19 protein-coding genes and 2 pseudogenes are annotated in these 19,321 nt (G+C 55.8%); 7 read left to right on the top strand and 14 right to left on the bottom strand.

The window, feature by feature from the left end; translation table 11 throughout:
• Positions 1–76: 76 nt before the first annotated feature.
• The gene (locus LCF40_RS19295; protein ID WP_224829809.1) at positions 77–667 is read left to right on the top strand and encodes a hypothetical protein; all 591 of its coding nucleotides are present in this window, start codon (positions 77–79) and stop codon (positions 665–667) included.
• Positions 668–893: 226 nt separating this feature from the next.
• Here LCF40_RS19295 and LCF40_RS19300 read toward each other — a convergent pair whose 3' ends face one another.
• From LCF40_RS19300 to LCF40_RS19315, 4 genes are all read right to left on the bottom strand, one after another.
• The gene (locus LCF40_RS19300) at positions 894–1,817 is read right to left on the bottom strand and encodes a complex I NDUFA9 subunit family protein (protein WP_224829810.1); all 924 of its coding nucleotides are present in this window, start codon (positions 1,815–1,817) and stop codon (positions 894–896) included.
• A 79-nt stretch (positions 1,818–1,896) separates the two neighbouring features.
• The gene (locus LCF40_RS19305; protein ID WP_224829811.1) at positions 1,897–3,270 is read right to left on the bottom strand and encodes a vitamin K epoxide reductase family protein; all 1,374 of its coding nucleotides are present in this window, start codon (positions 3,268–3,270) and stop codon (positions 1,897–1,899) included.
• 106 nt (positions 3,271–3,376) lie between these two features.
• Positions 3,377–3,733 (bottom strand): cupredoxin domain-containing protein, encoded by a 357-nt coding sequence (locus LCF40_RS19310; RefSeq protein ID WP_224829812.1) that lies wholly within the window; start codon positions 3,731–3,733, stop codon positions 3,377–3,379.
• 265 nt (positions 3,734–3,998) lie between these two features.
• Positions 3,999–4,814, bottom strand: coding sequence for an IS5 family transposase (locus LCF40_RS19315; protein WP_224829813.1), 816 nt, complete (start codon positions 4,812–4,814; stop codon positions 3,999–4,001).
• A 136-nt stretch (positions 4,815–4,950) separates the two neighbouring features.
• On the opposite strand from LCF40_RS19315, the gene LCF40_RS19320 reads away from it, so the two are divergent.
• The 3 genes from LCF40_RS19320 to LCF40_RS19335 all read left to right on the top strand — a co-directional run bounded on the left by LCF40_RS19320 (position 4,951) and on the right by LCF40_RS19335 (position 8,183).
• Positions 4,951–5,256: a hypothetical protein gene (locus LCF40_RS19320; protein ID WP_224829814.1), complete on the top strand. Its 306-nt coding sequence runs from the start codon at positions 4,951–4,953 to the stop codon at positions 5,254–5,256.
• Between the two features lie 1,106 nt (positions 5,257–6,362).
• A complete protein-coding gene (locus tag LCF40_RS19330) occupies positions 6,363–7,154 on the top strand; it encodes a hypothetical protein (RefSeq protein WP_224829815.1) in 792 nt (263 codons plus the stop codon).
• Positions 7,155–7,652: 498 nt separating this feature from the next.
• The gene (locus tag LCF40_RS19335) at positions 7,653–8,183 is read left to right on the top strand and encodes a DUF411 domain-containing protein (protein WP_224829816.1); all 531 of its coding nucleotides are present in this window, start codon (positions 7,653–7,655) and stop codon (positions 8,181–8,183) included.
• Positions 8,184–8,248: 65 nt separating this feature from the next.
• Here LCF40_RS19335 and LCF40_RS19340 read toward each other — a convergent pair whose 3' ends face one another.
• The 3 genes from LCF40_RS19340 to LCF40_RS19350 form a co-directional block, all read right to left on the bottom strand.
• Entirely contained in the window at positions 8,249–9,643 is a 1,395-nt protein-coding gene (locus LCF40_RS19340; RefSeq protein ID WP_224829817.1) for a multicopper oxidase family protein, read from the bottom strand.
• Between the two features lie 142 nt (positions 9,644–9,785).
• Positions 9,786–10,142: an SHOCT domain-containing protein gene (locus LCF40_RS19345; RefSeq protein WP_224829818.1), complete on the bottom strand. Its 357-nt coding sequence runs from the start codon at positions 10,140–10,142 to the stop codon at positions 9,786–9,788.
• 82 nt (positions 10,143–10,224) lie between these two features.
• Entirely contained in the window at positions 10,225–10,818 is a 594-nt protein-coding gene (locus LCF40_RS19350; RefSeq protein WP_224829819.1) for an AsnC family transcriptional regulator, read from the bottom strand.
• Positions 10,819–11,215: 397 nt separating this feature from the next.
• Here LCF40_RS19350 and LCF40_RS19355 point away from each other — a divergent pair, with 397 nt between their 5' ends.
• Positions 11,216–11,575 carry a DUF7344 domain-containing protein gene (locus tag LCF40_RS19355; protein WP_224829820.1) on the top strand — a complete coding sequence of 120 codons (360 nt, stop codon included), beginning with the start codon at positions 11,216–11,218 and terminating at the stop codon, positions 11,573–11,575.
• A gap of 361 nt (positions 11,576–11,936) precedes the next feature.
• Here the strand turns inward: LCF40_RS19355 and LCF40_RS19360 are convergent, their stop codons facing one another.
• Positions 11,937–13,664, bottom strand: a complete 1,728-nt coding sequence (locus LCF40_RS19360; RefSeq protein ID WP_224829821.1) for a polysaccharide deacetylase family protein — start codon at positions 13,662–13,664, stop codon at positions 11,937–11,939.
• Between the two features lie 389 nt (positions 13,665–14,053).
• Between LCF40_RS19360 and LCF40_RS19365 the strand changes: the two genes are divergently transcribed.
• Positions 14,054–14,305: a hypothetical protein gene (locus tag LCF40_RS19365; protein WP_224829822.1), complete on the top strand. Its 252-nt coding sequence runs from the start codon at positions 14,054–14,056 to the stop codon at positions 14,303–14,305.
• 864 nt (positions 14,306–15,169) lie between these two features.
• On the opposite strand, the gene LCF40_RS19370 is transcribed toward LCF40_RS19365, so the two are convergent.
• The 3 genes and pseudogenes from LCF40_RS19370 to LCF40_RS19380 all read right to left on the bottom strand — a co-directional run bounded on the left by LCF40_RS19370 (position 15,170) and on the right by LCF40_RS19380 (position 17,322).
• The gene (locus LCF40_RS19370) at positions 15,170–15,907 is read right to left on the bottom strand and encodes a DUF1405 domain-containing protein (protein WP_224829830.1); all 738 of its coding nucleotides are present in this window, start codon (positions 15,905–15,907) and stop codon (positions 15,170–15,172) included.
• 2 nt (positions 15,908–15,909) lie between these two features.
• A complete protein-coding gene (locus LCF40_RS19375) occupies positions 15,910–16,365 on the bottom strand; it encodes a hypothetical protein (RefSeq protein ID WP_224829823.1) in 456 nt (151 codons plus the stop codon).
• 405 nt (positions 16,366–16,770) lie between these two features.
• A pseudogene (locus LCF40_RS19380) lies at positions 16,771–17,322 on the bottom strand (Lrp/AsnC family transcriptional regulator).
• A gap of 150 nt (positions 17,323–17,472) precedes the next feature.
• On the opposite strand from LCF40_RS19380, the gene LCF40_RS19385 reads away from it, so the two are divergent.
• Positions 17,473–17,670, top strand: coding sequence for a heavy-metal-associated domain-containing protein (locus tag LCF40_RS19385; protein ID WP_224829824.1), 198 nt, complete (start codon positions 17,473–17,475; stop codon positions 17,668–17,670).
• Between the two features lie 286 nt (positions 17,671–17,956).
• On the opposite strand, the gene LCF40_RS19390 is transcribed toward LCF40_RS19385, so the two are convergent.
• The 3 genes and pseudogenes from LCF40_RS19390 to LCF40_RS19400 all read right to left on the bottom strand — a co-directional run.
• Positions 17,957–18,130 carry a CBS domain-containing protein gene (locus LCF40_RS19390; RefSeq protein ID WP_224829825.1) on the bottom strand — a complete coding sequence of 58 codons (174 nt, stop codon included), beginning with the start codon at positions 18,128–18,130 and terminating at the stop codon, positions 17,957–17,959.
• Between the two features lie 103 nt (positions 18,131–18,233).
• Positions 18,234–18,579 (bottom strand): annotated as a pseudogene (locus LCF40_RS19395) (HAD family hydrolase); the annotation flags it as partial.
• A 448-nt stretch (positions 18,580–19,027) separates the two neighbouring features.
• On the bottom strand, positions 19,028–19,321 hold a 294-nt coding region (locus LCF40_RS19400), incomplete at its 5' end, for a hypothetical protein (RefSeq protein WP_224829826.1).

Consider the following 19,321-nt stretch of genomic DNA (forward strand, 5'->3'; position numbering starts at 1 on the left):
GCCGAAACTCGGCCGAACGTGACCGACAAGATTGATGGGACCGGGGACCGACCGACCTCTATGGACGTGAAAGACGATGCTCGGTAACCGCCTACTCCCGGGGGGCCGCGAGGACCTCCGTCTCGTCGGTCGGACCGTTGGTGCGGTCCTTTCGGGGCCGGCATACGCCGCCGTCGCGCTCGTCGCTGCTGTCGTCTCGCTTCTGGGAATCGTCATCGCACAGAACATGTCGCTTTTCACCGACGTGGTCGTCTTCGGGTCGCTCCCGATCGAGGCCCGCCTCGAGATCCTCTACTACATGCTGCCATTCGTCAGCGGCGGGGCCGATCCCGTCACCGGCACCGGAATGGCCGTGACGAGCCTCCTCGTCGGGGTCAACGTCGCGATGCTGGCCTACCACCTGAACACTCAGGGGCTCTCGGTCATCCACAGTTCGGGCAGCATCACCGGGGTCGTCCTGGGGACGATGGGCGCGGGCTGTGCGGCCTGTGGCGCGGCGATCGCAAGCGCCGTCCTCGGGTTGTTCGGCGCCGCCGGGATCATAACGATGCTTCCCCTCGGCGGCCTCGAATTTCTGCTCGGTGCGATCGTCTTCGTCCCCCTCTCGACGTTCTGGCTCGTCCAGGGGATCCAGTACGGCGACGCCTGTCCCGTTGATCTCTCCTGATACGGTCGGATAAACCGATTTACTCCTCGACCGTACCAGCAGGTCACGATCGAGGGTGCGATGATGTTCTTTCGACCCTATCACCCACTCCAGTACCTGATCTCGATTTCATGAGTTATTTTCCGAGAGGGGGATGATTCACAATCTATTCAATAGAAATCAACCAGGTTATTATCTAATAGATTATGACGAGAATCTCAGTGTATGATTGAACTGTGCCGCGAAATTACTGAGTAGGTTGTTGAATCCGTTTCTGCTGTACAGATTCTACGCCTAGGTACTCTGAGAGCGGTTGTAAGTCAGACTGTGTGAGTCCGAACGCATCGATGTCATTGTGGTCCGTCACGTTTGACATCTGTAACGCACGAGCTTGGTCAACGCCGAGCGGGAAGGACGGAAGTGGATCGACTGCGTGTAGCGCTATCTCTGCAAGTCGCATCGGCACCGAGAACACGCGAACTGATTTCCCTTCTGCACGGTACAGCATCCGCGTGACTTCAGCGAATGTCATCACATCTGGCCCGCCGAGGTCATACGTCTTGCCGACGTGCTGATCGTTTTCCAGTGTTTCGGCAGTCATCTGAGCAAGGTCTTCGACATACAGCGGCTGGAAGGTCGGGTACTTCCCACCTTCAGGGAGGACCGTTACATATGGCGTGGTATACCTCTTGATGAACGCAAACGTCTCACTTCCCTCGCCGAAGACGAACGATGGTCGAAGGACTACCCAGTCAAGGTCCGAGTATTGGACGACCATGTCGCCAAGTCCCTGTGTCCGCCAATACGCTATTGGGGAATTCAGGTCCGCGCCAAGGGAACTCATCTCGATGTACCGCTCGATACCGTGTTGGCTGGCAGCATGGGTAGCGTTCATTGCCCCGCCAGTGCAAACAGTGTCGTGAAACGTGCCAGGTCGGGGTTGGTGGAGTGGCGGTAACGCTGCGAGGTTTACGGCTCCCTCCTTCCCCTCAAAGGCTCCTTCTATCGAGTCATAGTCCGTTACGTCACCGGTGGTCGTCTCGACATCATCAGGGAGTACCTCAGGGTCTGGAGATCGAGACAGCGAGGTGACTGTGTGGCCGCGTTCTACGAGTTCGGCACAGAGATATCGACCAACGAACCCATCACCGCCGATAACCAGTATTTCCATGCCATCCCATACGTGGCGAGCATCCGTAAATCCTCAGTCGTACCCGTTCACGATGGTAGACCTAGGAGAAATAGCGGTTTCACATGACAGAGTACTTGGCTATTCTGTCCCAAGCACCGTAATTATCCCGTATTGTACCGCGGGGGATGCTGATAAGGACGAGCAAGACGCCAACCGCCAGTGAATTTACTAACGTGAGTGTAGACGCACCCGTAAGTATCCACGGAGCCACGATGATCCAAATGCCGAGCGGGACGTTGATGAAACGGACTATGCGTGCCGGCTCGCCCATCGCAATCACGGAGAAGGTAACGGCGAGTGCCCCGACCAGCTGATTACTATTAGCTGCTCCGCCAGTGGTACCAAGGATGGCTGGCGATGCCATCAACCAGAGGCCTAATCCCGTGGCGACGACAAGGTACCAGGACGTCGTCAGCCCCCAGAACATCGACCGGGGTGACCCAGCGTCGGAGCGAGTTTTTTCGTTCACGCCAGCTTCTGACTCAGGGAACGTTCCTCCCATCCAGAAGGCCCGCCACAGCGATTCACCCTCACGAGTACGTCGATAGAGGAACTGCCCCATCGCGACTACCTCGTCGACGGTGAGCGCAATCATGAACAGCATCGCCAGCGCTGACAGGAGACAAAGGGCACACCACGACCCGACAGCCAGCGGTTGTAAGATGATGAGAATAATGCTAACGAAACCAAGTGGAATCACGACAATACCGAAAAGCGTGACCATCCATGGCATCGTCCGCCACCGACGCTTATCGCCCATAAATACCATAAGGACCTCTATCGCGTAGGCAACGGCGCCGAGGCCGGCGTCAGAGACCGGAAACATCTCAGAGATATCAGAGGTGAGCACGTTCACGGTCCCCTGTCCAAAGAACGGTTCAAAAACAAAGTCAGTATAGCCAATCTGATACGTGGTCATATGCATTGAGAAGAAGAAACCGATGAGTGCAGCTATGAGAATTGGTGCCCGTTGTGCAGCCGTCGACGGGTTGTACGTCCAGCCGCGCGGAACGTCCGGTCCCGACATCTCCATCCGCATCACGACGAGGACGGCAAACGTAATGACGAACACTCCAACGAGCGTATTGTTTAGATAGGCGGCACTGGTCGGGGCCCAGAAGAGTAGAGGTGCGAGGAGAAGCCACAGTCCTACAAAGCCGTTTGCGTAGTTCGCCCATCCACTCTGTAAGACCAGCACCATTGCGGCGAGCACAATCAGGATGGTCCCGCTTATGATGTCGCTGACGGTCATTGCGAGGCTCTCGTATCCAAAGGTGAACGGACTTGCCAGAAGCCAGAGGCCAAGAATGATAATGGGATACTGCGGCCAGGTCTCCATCGTCGGGTGCTGGAGCATCATGGTACCTGGCTCGTGCGACTCCTCGTGGTGGCTGGCCGTTCCATCTGACGACGAGCCGTGGTATTCACTCATAACGTACTCACTTGATGGTCTCTTTTCGATGGCAAGAGCAAAAGACTCACCGGCGGCAATCGCCAGCGACTGCTTCGACTGCCGTGCTAGAATAGACGCTATTTTCTTATGGCAGATTCTTTACAGGGCCCGTTTGTTGCCTATCGTTCTCCCCGTCATTCACATGGAAGTGAATCAGAGAGTGAGACATCGCCGACGAGAGTGAGACATCGCCGACGAGAATCACCCTGCACATCTCCTCTCCTTGGAGGCCGCAGTAGTACTCGTAGACCCCCTCTTGATCAAACGCGTAGACGGCGCTGTCGCCGGATCGAAGGGTTTGCGTGCGGAACTGCCACTGGTCTGCGGCATCATGAAATTGTACACTGTCAACGAGGTGGTCGGCTAAACCAGTGTTTTTCCAGACGACCGTCGTCCCCGGTGCTACCGTCTTCTGAACTGGATCGAACGCCTCGTCCTTCATTTCTTGATGGGCCTGCAAATAGCTCTCTCTCAGAGCGTGAACTTGATGAGTAACTGCCTTGTTGAACGCAAGACAGCGGCGGGGTGGGGCTAACAGCCTGCAGCGTCACGGCCTCAGAGACGAGCTTTCGAACGCAGAAGATGCAATAGCCCCCTCTACCGTCGGTTTCTGAAGGGTCAGAACTATGGTATCTAGCGTTGTCTTTTCGATGACGACGGCGATGCCTCTCCCGGATATATCCGGAGAAAGAGAGCAGGTGGCGAGCCTAACTCGCCGCCTGCGTGAGGTTATGCACGATACACTTCCGTGTGAGCTCCCGAAACTGGCCATGCCACGTTCGGGAGCGTAACTTCTCGCCGCCGTCTTCCTTCAGTTGCGAGAAGCCTGTTTCACTCATCCAGCGCTGGTTGTAGTCCTCGTTCATCCGGGCGTTGTGAGCCTTCTGTAACGGTGTCTGCTCCCTGTGCTTGACCAATGGTCGCGTTGATTCGGAGCGACACTCCTCACGGAGGTCGCTCCACGAGTAGTTCGCGTCAGCAGACATCACACGCAGGTCTTCCGCATTCCGGCGGAAGACCTGCATCCCGATATGGCCGTCCCACGCTTTCTGCGTCGTGAAATGGACATCTTTGATCGCGAGCGAGTGCACGTCGATCAAGATCGTTGTCTTCATTGACTGGAACGAGTAGTTCGCGCGATCGCGGTAGTGGTAACTCGTTTGATCGCGCTGGAAGCCACTCGCGTCAATAGCCGCTTCTCCGCTCCAGCCCGCCTGCTCCGCCGAAGCGCGGAGCAGGCGGCGGAGTTCACGCATCCGGTATTCCTGTTCCCAGCGACAGAGCGAGCTGTAGTGGGGTGGCGCATCGAGATCAAATACAGCGAGGACGCCGGGCATTTCATCAAGATAGTCCTCGGTCTCACGGAGGCTCTTCTCCAGTTTGACGCGGAACAGAATCAACGCGATCTGTGCCCACTCGGCGTACCCGTCCGCGCCATCCGGCGCGGCGGGTACGTCCGGATCATCAACATGCTGTTTGGCAAGGTCTCGACACATCCGCGCCAGCCGTCTGAGCGATGCCATATCGCCAGACGGCGTCCAAATCCTGGTTAGCCTGACGGAATCTTCCCGTAAGAGCGTCTGAAGCTTCCGTCAATCGGCGGCAAAACAAGGCATGAGTAACCCAAACACGCAAAGGCAACAGGACACTAGGGAGCCTATGGCAACTGAAACCGTCGACGGCTACGTTATTGACGTTGGGTGTATTCGGAAGAACGCTCGCGATAAGCTCTTTGAGAAGGCCCGAACGCACTCACGAGAGTGTGCACTGATGGGCCACTGCGTCGAAAGTGGCTACGGTATTGTGACTGACGACGATCGGTTGACTGTTCTGGACCCAGAAGCGACCCCGAAAATAGTGAACACGGTGGAGGGAAGCGATACCGAGGAAGGGATACGACTCCGCGTCCAGAGAGAAGAGCAGGATGGGTCGATGGAAACAACCAGTATTGAGGAAATCAGTTAGGGTAGTAGTTCAAGACCCAGACTGGTCGATGGCTGAGCTCTGACTGTATCTACCTCACTAGAAGACAATGTATTCGGGCTCACTTTCAATTCCGGACAGCATTGACCGACTCGATTTACAGGTGATACTCGAGAGCGCCCAGTCGTTTCTCTGACAATGTATTGATGGAGGGATATACGAGGAGAAAACTGCGTCTAGTGGTGACCACTGGTACTATACGGTCGTTGAGGATGACCTTATCTTCACCTGGCAGCAATCAGGCCAGTTAGACTGGCGAGCAACAACGGATGCAGCTGCCATTCTTCGTCACCGACTTAGACTCGACGACGATCTTGACGAAATCTTTGCCAGCTTCCCCGAGGATCATACAGTCGAAAAGGCCAGACGCCAGCACTCCGGTCTCTGAGTAGTCCGTGATCCGTTCTTCCCCTGCCTCGTCTCGTTTATCTGTTCAGCACGGATACCTGTCAAACGAATTTACGTCCTTCAGACTACCCTCGCACAGGAGTTTGGCAGTCGCGTCTACGTTGATGCGTCCAGGTACTATGCTTTTCCGCCCCCTGAACAGTTAGCGGCCGCATCGGGAAGCGAACCCCGAGATCTCGATCTGGGATTCCGTGCACCATACATTGAGCAGACGACTCAGATGGTTGTAGAGGAGGATATCACGTAGGCATTCCTGCGTAGCAGATCGTACGAGGAGGTCCACGAAAACCTTCAATCGTTCCCCGGAGTTGGTCCCAAAATAGCTGACTGTGTTTCATTGTTTGCCTTTGGTCACCTACAAGCAGTCCCAATCGATACGTGGACACAACGATTTATCGAGCAGTACTTCCCTGACGATGTGGCGGATTCCTATAAGACTACAGCTACGGCATTTCGAGAGCGGTTCGGTGGGTACGCGGGTTATGCTCAAACCTACCTCTTTCACTACGAACGGTCGTGACTCCGATGACCTATCGATAGATAAATCCTCAGGCTTGATTTTTAACCCAGATGAACCTCATTCGATTAGTGCTAAGTGGCAGAGAAGCTATGATATCTCCCAATTGGTTGTTTTAGTTTGACGTGATAAGACGGAAGGGGGCTGCGGGCGAACAGCAGGTATGGGCGAGGACCACCACGACATAGGGCCTAAGGATTCAGACAACCACGGAGTGGAGCATTCCCGAGGAGACACTGGCGAGGGGAGCCACGCGCTACCGGGCGGACTGACCGTCGCTACGGATGGTCTACGGCTTGAGACAGCCGAAACCCGGCTTAACCCAGGTGTCGAACAGGGGTGGTCGTTCCAGATAAAAGGCGAAAACGGGGAAATTGTAACCAAGTTTGAGGAGACGCACGATCAGCTCGCTCACCTAGTTCTCGTCCGGCGTGATCTCACACGTTTTCAGCACTTACATCCAGAGATGACCCAAGATGGGGCATGGTCAGTTGAGTATACTCTCCCAGATCCAGGCGTCTATCGAGCGTTCGTCGATGTTCTTGTTGAAGGCCAACCGACTACACTTGGTGTCGACCTCCTCGCATCAGGGTCTGCGGACTATGAGCAGCGTCCTCAGACATCACGAGAGGTCACAGTCAGTGGATACGAAATCCAGATGTCCCCGGCGAGTATTCCACCAAGCGAGAATACCGTACTCGATTTCGAGATACGCCGTGATAATCAGGTCGTACAGCTCAAACCGTATCTCGGGGCATTGGGTCATCTCGTAGCGATTCGAGATGGCGATCTTGCCTATCTTCATGTTCACCCTGAGGAGAGGCATCCAGCTGGCGGAATTGTCCGATTTAGAACACGCTTCCCGACAGTTGGTCGATATCGGCTGTTTCTTCAGGCGAAACCGAACGGAGAACTCATTACAACTTCGTTTGACCTGCAAGTTACAGAATCGTAGGTTAGAGGAGAAACTCAGTTAGTAGAGGTACTGAATTCTCTCATCTGTGTTTGTCGGGGTTACTCGTGGTACTGGATCGGGGACTGTGTTCCGTTCCATGAGCAGCATTGGGCCATGCTTGCCCCGATGACTCTCCACAACTGAGGGGATCGCACTTTGCCAATTCTCCGGGGTGGCAAAGATAAAATTTTGGCCACTCTCAGCGATTCCCACCCCATGTCTCGGGGGACTCGCCGAACCACCAGCCGGAGTTGCGACCTTAATCCTTGTATCCGGTAAATCCCAATTTGTCTATTATGATAAGAATGGAACCATATATATGACAAAATGGTGTGATGAAGAAGTTCAAAACCGATGTTGGCGAACTACTTCGGACGGAGAGCTCGTGACCAGCTTGCCGGCCACAACAGGTCATCCGAGACGCGTTCAAGAGCGACAGAGCGGGCCCGTAGCACGTCGAAACACTCTTAGCTGCTGGGGAGCCCACTATCTGCATTGATGCCCCGCTCTTCGCCACACGACGCCACAGACGCGGCGGACCTCAGTCGCCGCTCGTTTCTGGGCGCTGCTGGTATCGTTGCCGCGGGATTCTTCGCTGGCTGCCTCGGCTCGGACGAACCGTCCGAAGCCGAGGTCTCGCCAGCCGCTGCGTCCCTCCTTGACGGCGCGGTGCTCTACAGGTCCCCGAACTGCTCGTGCTGTCTCGAGTACACTGAGTACCTGGAGACGAACTCCGGCGTCTCCATTGATGTCCAAGAGGTCTCGGACCTCGCGGAGGTGCAAGACGAATATGCCGTGCCCAGAGACGTAGAGAGCTGTCACACGGTGAGCGTGGGCAAGTACTACGTTGAGGGCCACGTCCCGCTCGAAGCGATCAACGAACTCGCGGCGGAGACGCCAGACGTCGCGGGGATCGCGCTCCCGGGAATGCCGGCGGGGTCGCCAGGGATGCCTGGAACGAAAGAGGAACCGTTCCTCGTTTATGCGACGTACGACGACGGGTCATACGACAAGTTCGTGCGAGTTTAGACGGCGAACAACTGTCCGCGGATGAAATGGAGAGTGACGCTCCCTACTGAAATCTTCCGATACCGCTATTCGTACTTGAACAGGCGGGCCATCCCGGTGTGGAGATGGTAGAGGTTGTGGCAGTGGAAGAACCAGTCGCCCGGATTGTCCGCGACGAAGTCCATCATTCGCTGGCCCATGTGGCCCGGAACCGTCACGGTGTCCTGAAGCGCGCCCTTGACCACGAAGTGGTGTCCGTGGAGGTGCATCGGGTGGCGCATGGGGCTGTGGTTGACCACGCGAAGCCGAACGTGGTCGCCCTCCTTTATGTGAATTGGGTCCGCGTCCGGGTACACCTGCCCGTTGATCTGCCACTCGCCCTCGTCGCCACCCATCATCCCGCCAGTGGACAGGTCGACCTCGATCGTCTGGTCCGGTGGCCCATCGTACTGATCGAGCGCCCCGACGGCCGTGAGGTCGCCGTACTCGAGCCGTCTCGTGCCGACCGATTCACGGCGCGGCTCGTCGGCGTCGGACCCGTCGTAGTGGAGCAGCGTGCGCCCCGATGGCGTCTTGTCGTCAAGCGGGCGAGCGCGGATTTCCCACGTACCGGGCCGGTTAGCCTCGATCACTGCGTCGAAGCGCTCGCCCATCCCAAGGTCGAACGTGTCGACCTCGACCGGCTCGACCGCCGGCCCGTCCGCGTGCGTTACCTGCATCGTGTGGCCGCTGACGCTGACGCGATGGCTCTTGATCGATCCCGCATTGAGGAATCGCAGCCGAACCCGCTCGCCGGCTTCGACCGAGAGGATGTCCGGGTCGCTTGGGAGCTTGCCGTTAACCAGCGTTCCGTCGTACGCCGGGCCGCCCGGGAAGCCGCTCATCATCCCCCGGTCGACCGACGTTATCTTTGGTTCGCCGGTGAGGTACTCGTCGACGACGATCGTGTGCTCCCGGTCGTACGCGACGTGCGGATCATTCTCCTCGACGATCAGCGGCCCGAGCAGGCCGCGATCGAGCTGTAGCCCGACGTGGCTGTGGTACCAGTGGGTGCCCGTCGGTGCTGCGTCGAACTCGTAGACGAACTCTTCGCCCGGCTCGATCGATGGCTGCGTGACGCCCGGCACGCCGTCCATGGCGTTCGATCCCAGCTGTTTCATACCGTGCCAGTGAACTGTCGTCTCCGTGGGAAGTTCGTTGCGAATGGTGATCCGCACGCGTTCGCCTTCCCGGACCCGTAGCTCCGGGCCCGGATACTGGCTGTCGTAGAGCCACGTCTCGACGGTCTCGCCCGGTGCTGCCTCAATCTCGCCGGTCGTGACGGTCAGCTCGTACTCGCGGTCTGAACTTCCATAGGATGGCTTAGGGTTCGACCGTGGACCCTGCGAATCCGATCGCGGATCATCGTTGGCTTCGAGATAACGCGTTGCGACGTAACCGGCGCCGCCCAAGCCGGTGGCGACTGCGAGCCCCGCTCCCACGACCGCTCGTCGAGTAACCCGGGACGTGCTGTTCGGCGGTGAGCCCGACGAATCGGTCATCGGTCGGCGAGATCGAACCCGTTCTGGGCGGTGACGATCGACACTTCGGAAGCTGGCCCCGATCGACGGTCGAAGGCCGTCTTCATTGCTCGCCCTCGCTCGTTATCTGTTTCTTCCGGTTCACGTACTCCTCTTCGTCGATCTCGCCGTGGGCATAGCGCTTGTCGAGAATCTCCAGAGCGCTCTCTCCCGTGGCGTCAGCCGCGGACTCACCAGCTGAGCCGTCGCTCGAGGAGCCGAAGAGCTGGGAGTAGAGCCAGTACACCCCGCCGGCCAGAGCCAGCAGGACTAGGATCCAGAAGACCATCATCAGCAGCCACATCATCATTCCCATCCCGCCCCACATGCCCCCATCCATCCCGTTCATCTGGAGCGGTAGCTGGCTGGTCGCCAGCTCGCCCATTCGACCGCCGAAAGCCGCCCGGAGTGCCTGTCTCATGTAATACCTCTATGTACACCGTATTTAACCATATTCCCATTTAGAAATCAAACCGTTGCACTGTACCTGGGCACGCCGGCGATCAGGCGTTCTCGCGGAGCTGTTCGTACTTCGCCTCGAAGTCCGCTTCGCACCGCTCGCAACAGAAGTGATACAGCGTCCCGTCGATCTGGGTCTCGACCCCATTCTCGCTGACGACCTGGTTGCCGCACGTGGTGCACTCGACAGAGAACTTGACGTCGTCAATTGATGGGTCCGTCCTCGTATCCGCAAGGAGCTTCACCTCGTACGCGGAGTACTGCGGTTCCCTGAGCGTCTCAGCGACGAGCTCGTGGACGTCGTTGGGGCGACAGGTAGCCAGCACAATCGCGTGTGCGTCGGCCGTCATGTGGACCGTGTGGACGCCCTCTCGCTGCTTGAACGCGCGAGCGACGTTGTCGACGGTGGATGCAAACGTGTCGATGTCTATCAGCACCGACACGCCCTCGTTGAGGATCGACCGGTCGAGATCGAGCGTGAATCTGTGGATGACGTCCAGCTTGCGGAGGCGTTCGACCCGATTGGTCACCGTCGGCTGAGAGACGTCCGCCCGCTCGGCGATCTCGCTGTACGACCGGCGGGCGTCTTCGTTGAGGAGCCGCAGGATTTGGATGTCGACTTCGTCGAGGCCGCGCATACCCCCTCGTTCGTCCTGAGGGCGAATAGGTGTTGAGGAATGTGGCTAGTGAGATTTGAATTTATTACTAGGCCTGGATTGTGCTTTTTATCTATAATAAGGGTGTCATAGAACGATTCTCATAGGGTTGTTTTCATACCGGTTTGGTGAATCTACTGATACGTAGATGTTCATATTGATCACCGAAGTTTCTAGCAGGACCCGATAATATTCGTGGCTACGTGTAATGAGCAGGGCATGTCATCAGTAAGTCAAGAGATATTGAAAGTCGCTGGCGAAGTAATCCACCCCGACCACACGCTGTCCGACGTAGCGTCTTCTTCCCGAGACGGTGCTTAAAGGCATGTTGGATACTAAAGAGTCAGACTGAATCGAGTAGTAGACTACGTTACTCGTAATGGATGAGGGCCCGAGCAACTTTGCCACGGTACTCGATCTCTGTCGAGATGAGCATCGTCGAATCATTCTTGCGGTACTCGCAGAAGAGCAGCACTCGTTGACGGTGAACGACCTCACGAAGGTGATTCTCAAATATAATCATCGGACGCCAGTTACAGAGGTTTCTGAGGAGGTGCTCACACAGATCCAACTTTCGTTGCATAACGTCCACATCCCAACGTTAGAATCGGCGGGGGTCATCGAATACGATCCGGAGCGCCAACACGTAGAACTGACAGCGCAGTTCGACCAGTTACAGCCGTATTTGGATGTGATCCTCAATGCCGATCCCGGTCTCGAAGAACCTATCGAGTTGTGATATCGTGCAGTACGGGTCTTTTTCCCAGTACATTGTCTTTGATAAATACCGGATAGATCACCGCCCCTCGTCGTGCCGTAGACAGGCTGAGAGATTCTTCGTTTCGACATGAAGATGGCGATCGAGTAGTGTGTGTTCAAGCCGTACTGTGGTCTGGGTCGGCAAGACAAAAAAGAACGTTCTTGTATAGGAAATTGTTGATGGACTGCTGGTTGGCGATTTGCTGATCAAGCCACTAATTAAGGATGGCGTTCTTGAGACGATTCCCTGTCAATCTAAAAGGGAATTCAGAATGGGATCGTTGTATCAACAATCTCAGTCAGAAGAGCGAAAAAGAAAGCGTGCGTCTGGGATCGACCGATCAGTGGTTCTCAGTGCGCATCTGCCAGAGCTCCTTGACGGTGATGACCTCGACGTTGTCGGTTTCGACGATGTACTGGAGAAGCTCCTCGTACTCGCCCTCATTGATGGTATTATCGAGATCGAAGTCGTGGAAGTTGAGGACCGTACACTGGTTATACTGGGCTGCGGTGTCGACACACTGCTGGCAAATCTCGAGGTCGTAGCCGATCGTCCGTGGAAGGACGAGGGGGTCGAAGCCATAGACGGCAGTGAGATTGACGCTTCCGGCCTGGTTGTAGCCGCCGGCGTAGTAGTAGTCGGAGACGATATCAAGGACGGTGCTGTTGAAACTGTTGTGAGGGAATGTGATGAAGTTCGCGCCCTCGAACCCGCTATTGACCTTGAACTGCTTGTCGGTTTCGACGGTGTCGGCGAGGTCGTCGGGGTCCATCTCCGCGAAGCGGGCGTGGGTCCCGTGGGCGACAATCTGATCGCCTGCTTCCTGGCGCTCCAAGAGTTCCCCGCGGGTCATCACGTCCTCGCGGCCGTTGATCGTCCATTGGCGGACGGCCGACTGGACGGCGTTGACGCCGTACTCGTCGTGCAGCGGCGATGCCTCCTCGTAGAAGCCCCGCAGGCCGTCGTCCCAGCTGAGGACGAGGTACCCCGAGTCGGGTTTCTCGTGAGTGCGGATGTCGTCGACCCAGACCTCAGCGCCTTCGCCGGTGTGGTGGATCCGCACCTCGAGACGGTCGAGGAAATCCATCTCTGGGGGATATTCGTCCTCCTCGAAGACGCCGGGGGCGGTCCGGAACCAGCCGGGATCATTGCCACGGTAGGCGATCGAGGGAAGCTGGTAGATCCGGCTGCTGCCGTAAACATCGACGAAGCGGAACTCGACGGCGATGTTTTCCGGCGTCGGCGTCCGGACAGCCATCGAGAAGTCGAGATCGGTCAGGTCGGGGTTGTCGCTTTCGAGATCGCGCTCGATGACCATATTCTCGCCTTCTTCCTCGGTAAAGAGGCGGACGCTCTGGGAGCCGGTAAAAGAGACGTCGGCGTCCTCCTCGGCGTTGCCTTCGGTGATCGACCATGCCGAGAGGTCTTCGAAGTCGTCGAAGGAGTCACCTGGCTGGGCGTACTCCTCGCGGCTGTTGTACTCCGTCTCGACGGCGAGATTGCTTCCACCTTCCTCGAGAACAATCGTCACTTCCTCATCGTCACCGTCGATTTCGACGTTTTCCTCGCTTTCTGCATAGTCCTCGGCACTGGCGAAGATGGTGTATTCGCCGTCGACTAGGCCGGTGAACTCGATCTGGCCTTCGCTATCGGTATCGCCATTGTATCCGTTTTCGGCTTCTTGGTTGGCGGTTTCGTTCCCGCTCTCGTTGCCGGCAGTTTCGTTCCCAGTGGTCTCCTCCCCAGCCAACTCGTCACCCCCGAGTTGGACAGTCGCTCCCTCAATTGAGTTTCCATCCCCGTCTTCGACGGTGATGCTCAGTATGTGGCCGTTCTCGTTGTCCTCATCGGTCTCGTTCGCCTCGCCGTCGGACGTGTCGTTGTTCTCGTCATCTTCGTCCGTGCTGTTTTCCTCGGACGTATCGGTGGTAGCCTCGCTGTCGTTAGTATCATCGGGTTCGTTGTTGCCATTGTCTCCGCCAAAGTCGGTGCATCCGGCGATTCCGGAGAGAGCTGCGACCCCGGAAGATGCGAGCAGCTGCCGCCGTGTCGAAGGCTCAAGGGTCATTTTCGACTTAGAGCCTCGTGAGTATGCTATTATAGTTTGCGCATCTATTCTGGACCAAGCTGAGAACGGAAGGCTGATCGCCAAAATGTCAGCTGTTCGATTGAGAGCTTTCTCAATAGGTAGTGATGGGATGAAAGCTTGCTAAGCCCCCAGAGTACGGAGGAAGACTGGGGTGGCAAAGGCTGATAACTAGACAGCGCACCAAGCGCGCGGTAGTGAGTAGCCGATGTGCCAAGGAAGCACCATCGTGAAGCCAAGCCCCACTGCTTGGCGGGCAGTCGGGCGACGACCTCGAATAGGTGTGGCTCCCTCCATACATTTCCCATCCTAGAGGAAGCATGTACTATCTCGGAATCGACGTTCATAAGCGTGACTCGTACACCGCTGTCTTGGACGACGACGGTGACGTCATCGAAGAGGTTCGCGTCCAAAACGCGAACCTCGACAATATCGCGAAGCAGTACGCCGGTTCCAAAGCAGCGATCGAAGCAACCAGCAACTACTACGCGATCTACGACACTCTCGATGAGTATCTTGATATTGTTGTCGCGGATCTGTACCAGACCAAAGCGATCGGCATCGCGGTGGTGAAAAATGACCGGCTCGACGCGAAGCTGCACGAGCAGCTTTGCCGAATATGATTGCTGAGAGTTACGTCCCACCAGAGGAGATAATAGGCCTTGATGTTCGGTTCATCGTCGTAGATGTAGAGCATTATCATGAGGGCGATCCCTAATGTGGACTTCCTGACTTGACCTCTGCTCCCTCCTTGCCATCGATTCTGGTGGCGCAAAAGCTCTGCCCTCTGGCGTCCTCATTGGCGGTTCGACAGTCTCACACGGCAAGACGGAATAGCTCTGATGTTAAAAGCGATGGCGGTTGTTACAGTAGCACTAATGTAACAGGCGCAAATCTCGAAGACTGAAATTTCAAATCCATAATAGCGCTCTAGGTCATCTTCTCTCCTACCGTTGCTCTATAGGGAATTAAATATAAAATAAATTTAATTATCTAATAAGGATACTCTATTGTGGAGGAAATTGTTGATGGACTACCGTCTGGCGGTTAGCTGAGCAAGCCGTTGATTGAGAATGCCTTTCTTGGGACTATTTCCCTATCGATTTAGAGGAAGATCAGAATGGGATCGGCGTATCAACCTCTCCATCGGAAGAGGGTACAATGAAGTAGCTCCATGGCAGGACGGATTCCCCGGCTTCACCCCTTCTAACCCATCAATATTGACTGAATCAGTCGCTCTTCAACAAGGCAGTCTACACCTCTTTCGCTGATCCGTAGATAGATGAGCGTGACACCTCCCAACGCCACCCCCCTGGAGTAACACTGTACTCAGGCTAAGACACAACGCTGGCCGATTCTGGATTTGAATTCCGACGGTGGTGAGCGACTGTGAAACGAGCGCCCTAGGAGAATCATTCTAACAACGAAACTCCCGAACGCAATCCCGAGAGTAATCCCCACGGCATGGATCCGTTCTTGGAGGTTCATCACGACTCGAACCCTCCGTCAGGTATGCCGGTTGTTGGGTTCTCTTCAGGGGAGGTAGAAGACCGCTGAATCTGGACCTTCTTCACCCGGGTGGCGAGGGCGAGGAACGTCGCCGCAAGTGTGAGCGCCACTGCTGCCGCCGCGGCGAGATCGTGGGCTCGCAGGGAATGATCGAGTGTCGTGCCAACGAGTTCGGCCCATAAGAACGTGTGGTGATAGTTTCCGGCCAACGGGATGAAATAGTCCACGAGATCGTTGAATCCGTACCAGATGGTCGCGGCTGCGACGGCCCGGATTGGAAACGTCGCGTATCGATAGATCACGAACGCCTGCAGAGCCATCGCCAGATGGCTAACGACCAGGAACACGTAGAGCCAGGGCGAAATACCCTCGGGGCCGTTGAGCACGAGCTGGACGTACGTCGTCCAGATACCGAGTTTGATATTCCCGTAAAATGCGAATGCGTGAAGCCACTCCTGCGTGTAGTCGAGTTTCCACGCGGTGAGACTAAGTGCCATGAACAACGTCGCTACAGGGCTGTCTGGGACGACTGGCCACATCATAAGTGGAGTCTGAGCGAACTGGAAGCGATAGTACCAAAAGCCGAACACGGTTCCCGCGAGATTGATCGCCACGATGACCCATGCGTACCGGAGCGCGATGTCTTCGATACGCTGTGGGAGTGGTGCTAGGTAGGTAGGCAGACGGGCTGACTGTGTTGGAGTTGGCACGATAATAGCTACATCCCGGAATCGTTTGTGCGTCGATTCGTCATGATGAGCCCGCTGATAAGCATCAGGACCGCAAGGGCCACCATCCCGAGATCCCACCCCATCCCTGCGGTCACCGTTGAGCCCATACTATCCCCCATTCCACCGTTCATCCCCGATTCCATACCACCGCCCATTCCCATCCCCCAGTTCGCACTTCCGGTGACGCCCACTAGTATCTGATTGAGCAGCATCAACACCGAATAGCCAATCATCAGCGGGCCACTCGCATTCCCGAGTCGGTCCGCATAGGGTGTTAGCAATACGACGCCGTGAACCACAATCACCACGCCGAGGAACGCCATCAGGAGGCCACTATTCGAGCCCATCATCCCACTACCGCCTATCACCGCAAGAAGCGAGTAAAGGCCCGAAATTAGTGCGATTGCTGCACCGTACTGCCGTGTCGTATTGTTCGTATTCATCAAATCCATTATTAGACCCCCGACATCATCCGAAGTGGCCCTCTAATACCCATTGAAAGCCCAGTCGCCCCGATGAAGAACGCCATGAGCAGCCACCAACCGTGATTGTCTGCGAGAAGCTCGCACAGCTTATCCCCTGAATCTCCAGGTGAGTGGTGCTCTGATTCATTGTTTTAGAATAGGGCTAGGCGTCATAGAACGGTTAGCATGATTTTCTACTATTAGACGAGAAGTTTGCTACTGCTGGTCCTGAATACCGGCAACAATACCTACTTCTCAGACACTGTTTCTCGGGCTGCTGAGACATGGGAAGAGTTCTATGACACCCTATAGGGAGCCTGTACTTAACCTTTTACTGGGAGAATCCAAAGTACAGGCAAACCTAATTCTTCACATCCAAAGCGCTCAGGCGTCCTCTTCAAGGCAGTAGTGCCTGTCCTCAAACCGGCTCTGACACAACAGAAGTGATAGACTCGACCATCAAGCTGGGTCGACTGGCCCTCGCTGTCGCCGATATTGTTCTACACTCTACGTAGGTGAGTGTGAACTCGGCACCGTCGAGCGACGGTCGCCATTCAACGTCGCCATCAACGTCACCGAGTAGTCGCCATCGTCGTCGAGGAGACCATCGAGCCACCGACGGACGTTCTGGACCTGAGCGCGAGCGTAGAACCAGATCTCACCGTTAGCTGTGGTGAAGAGGTGTTCGACGGCGTCGGCGCTCCCAATTCGATCTCTGAGTTCGTCGTCATCGCTTCCGCCCATCACCTGAACGAAGACTGGTACACTGGCGTGGGGCTGGAGCCGGTCCACGTCGACAGTGAATCGGTTGATGATTTCAGCGTCCTAGAGACGAGTAACGCGATCGGAAACGGCCGGGCCAGAGAGGCCTACAACCTCGTCGACACCGCTAAACGGACGCTGAGCGTTCACGCCTAAGAGCACGAGAATCTCCATGTCTGTTTCGTATAGATCTCGTAAACACCGACGTTGGCCTCTGCTATCATGATTCAATATACTGTGCTTATGCCTGAAATAGGATCGACACCACTCACTTTGGAATCAAAGCAGAAACCACAAAGAATGGTCTCCCGTATCTATGCCTGTATGAGTGAGACAATTAGAGTAGAGGATATGATCTGCGAACATTGCGAGCAAACTGTCGAGGAGTCGCCAGAAGATGTCGACGGTGTCATGAGTGCGAGTGCCGACCAAGAGGTCGAATCGATTACTGCCGAGGGGAGCGCAGATACTGACACTCTCGTCAGTATAGTCAATGACACTGGCTGCGATGCCACAGGGTAATTAGTGCGGAGATTCATATATTTCTAGACAATGAGAGACAACTCGTATTAACAGCCCTATTGAAAGCACGGCTGTGTTCAAGGCAGATCTCGACGAACTTAGTCCCTGACCGGTCGATACACCCTCGCTCATCATACCATTACCGATCCTACGGGCGGACGCCTCGGCTTTCTCTCTGTTACGCCCCGCGATTGTTAGGAGGGCCAGTCCACCCGTCGCGGTAACCAGTTTTCTCACGATAGTTCGTCCTGCTGACTCGTCTCCTCCAACGATGAGTGTGCGCATCCTAGTCATCGCCATGGAGATTCAGATCGAAGGATGCTGGCCACTTGTCGAGCTGGGCCGAGACGTGAGCGCCCTCTCCCGCTAAGTGAACCACCATGTTGTCAAGCGCGATGATGCCTGCGAGCGTTCCGTCCTCATTGACGACCGGAATGCGCTTAGCGTGAGCCTCGTCCATGTGGTGGAGGACGCACGGGAGTCGTCGTTGGTCTGGACGACGAGCGGATCAGCAGTCATCACGTCCGCTACCGTGATCTCTGGCAGATCGACAGCGCCTCAAAGAGGTTCGCGAGACTGGTTGCTTCGCGGATGGTGCGAGCGATTTTGTGCTCGGAGTTGCCCTCAACTGCCGTAGTGAGCGCCAGCACCCCGTCGTCGTTCACACTGTCGACGGTGACTATGTCGACCACACCGTGTTCGCCCTCGGTAAGCGTCCCCGTCTTGTCGAAGATGATCGCGTCCAGGTTACGTGCCTCTTCCATAGCGATGCGGTCGCGGAAGAGCATTCCATTGCGAACTGCGAGTGACGTGTTGATCACAACCATGAATCGCTAGGCCAAGCGCGTGTGGACACGCGATCATGAGGACGGTAGCGGCACAGTTGATGCTCTCTGCATTAAACGAAATGATCCTACCACTAGTAGGCGATTACAATGTTGGTGCTCTCTGAGGGCGCTTGGATCCAAAGCTATGCGTGGATATCGCTATAATTGAGGATTTTCCTGCAACGTCTCGCTGGAGGGTGGCGAGGATAGAGAGACAGACTGAGATGGAGAATTCCACTGGCTCATCGATTCTTGATTCGAGGCACATCGCCACTGTTACATCCGTGATCCTTGTTCTGGTCATCGCCATTACCGTTGCTGTGGCTATAGCGTTCTTGTGGTCCACGCAGTACTCGTGTATCTCCTGCTTGACCTCCTCCTCGCCTTAGCCTCGTCTTCAACTATAGGCTGCTTCACTCGATCTCTTCTTTTTCGTTAATGAACGACCCTCGCCATCCTCGGTTCTGTTGTAATTGTCGCGGCCACAGTTATGGTCGAAGAGACATCGACGTGTTTCAAGAGTGATTCTTTCAATATCCCGTTAAAACTGAGTAAGACCTGGCTTGTTGGACTACCTGTTTCGCGTCAAAGCTGATGTGAGGTGCCGTTTCAATGAAGAATATATCTCTCATGTAATACCCTGTAAATGCAGCCAGTACTTTGATAGTATCTAACAGCGAGGAAAAGTATGGGTACGCTGTTGCGTTCTGAGTTGATAAAGCTGGGGAGAGCGAGACCACTGCGAGGGGCACTGGAAAGGGGTGTGTAGACTGCGCAAGCTCAACCTGATGCGAGCAAATAGACCCAGAACCAAGAGATACGTC

It is taken from the genome of Saliphagus infecundisoli (assembly GCF_020177375.1).
Taxonomy (GTDB): Archaea; Halobacteriota; Halobacteria; order Halobacteriales; family Natrialbaceae; genus Saliphagus; species Saliphagus infecundisoli.